This is a genomic window from Streptomyces sp. NH27 (assembly GCF_056859195.1).
The window spans coordinates 1-1,580 of record NZ_JACEGK010000894.1; the positions used below are offsets into that span (position 1 = coordinate 1).

Annotated in this window: 1 protein-coding gene; it reads left to right on the forward strand. The window is 74.6% G+C overall.

The window, feature by feature from the left end:
* Positions 1–124 precede the first annotated feature (124 nt).
* Positions 125–1,510, forward strand: a complete 1,386-nt coding sequence (locus AC13HU_RS36845; protein ID WP_483046356.1) for an MFS transporter — start codon at positions 125–127, stop codon at positions 1,508–1,510.
* Positions 1,511–1,580: the final 70 nt, after the last annotated feature.

Genomic DNA, 1,580 nt, shown 5'->3' on the forward strand with positions numbered 1-1,580 from the left:
CCCCATCAACCACCCCCACCCCCACATCTGTCGACATCAAGTATCTTGACGTCAAGCAACCCCACGGGGCACACTCACCTGGTCTCTTGACGTCAAGAGACTTTCGCGACGATGGGGCGTACAGATGCGCGGCAGGGCACCGGGCGGACCGGACCAGCGACAGCGGCACGGCAGCCTGATCGCCCAGGTGAGGAACCCGCCGGGCGGTCGCGACGCGCGGACGATGCTGTTCGCCCTGCTCCTGGACCGCACGGGCTCCGGCATGTGGTCCGCGGTCTCGGTGCTGTACTTCACCTTCGTGACCGGGCTCGACGCCCGGCAGGTCGGGCTGCTGCTGGGCGTGGCCGGCGCGACCGGCATCGCCGGGTCCCCGCTGGCCGGCCGGCTCGCCGGGCGGTTCCCCCTTCGCGCCCTGCTGCTCGGCTCCCACCTGGTACGGATGGCGGCCGTCGGGCTGCTGCTGGTCTGCGACCGCTTCGGCACGCTGCTGCCCGTGGTCGCCGTCATCTGCGTCGCGGACCGGGCGGCGAAGACCTGGGAGATGCTGTTCGCCACCCGGGCCGCCGGGCAGGAACGCGCGCGCTACCGGGCCCTGTCCCGCGTCATGATGAACGCCGGCTACGGCGTGGGCGCGGGCGTCGCCGCCCTCGGGCTCGCGATGGGCACCCGCGGCGCCTACACCGCCCTGGTCCTCGGCAACGCCCTGTCCTTCCTGCTCGCCGGCGCGCTCGTCGCGCGCACCCGCGAGGCGCGCCGGCACCGCGAGGCACCGGCGCGGGACCAACTCGGGGCAGGCGCGCGGAAACCCGGCACGAGCGCGTGGCGCGACCCCGGCTATCTGCTGTTCGTGCTCCTGGACACGCCCCTGAACATCGACGACGCGATCCTCAACGTCGGCCTGCCGCTGTGGCTGGTGAACCACACCAGCGCGCCGCACACCGTGGTGCCCGCGTTCCTGATCATCAACAACGTCCTGGTCGTCGGCTTCCAGATGCCGGTGTCCGCACGGATCGAGGGCCCGCGCCGCGCGCTGGGAGCGGTGGCGGCGTACGGCGCCGCCCTGCTCGCCGGCTGCGTCCTGGTGGCGCTGTCCGCCGGCGGCGGTCCGGTCACCGCCTCGGTCCTGCTGCTGGCCGCGGCGGTGGCGGTGACCGTCGCGGAGATGATGCGGGCGGTGAGTTCATGGGAGTTGTCGGTGTCCATGGCGCCGGCCCGGTCGCAGGCGGCCTACCTCGGGGTCGCCGGAGTGTCCCAGGCCGTGGCGCGGTCGGCCGGCCCGGTGCTGCTCGCCGACGCGGTGATGGTCGCCGGTCCGGCCGGCTGGCTCGTCCTCGGGACCGCGGTGGCCGGCCTGTCCCTGCTCCAACGCCGCTGCTCCGCACGCCGGTTGGACGTGATGCTCCCGCCGGCCGGAGCCGGCCCGATGCAGCCGCCGCGGCCGGCCGGCGAGCGGCGCATGCCGGCCGAGAGCGGCGTTCCGGCCCACGGCACGGCGGATCGTCGCAGGTAGACCGGGCCGGCGCGGCCATCGAGGAGTGGGCGCGGCCCGCGACCGGCTGACCGCTCCGCACGCCGGACAC

Coding starts and splice junctions, on each gene's coding strand:
- AC13HU_RS36845 (WP_483046356.1), top strand. CDS start 125: ATGCGCGGCAGGGCACCGGGCGGACCGGACCAGCGACAGCGGCACGGC.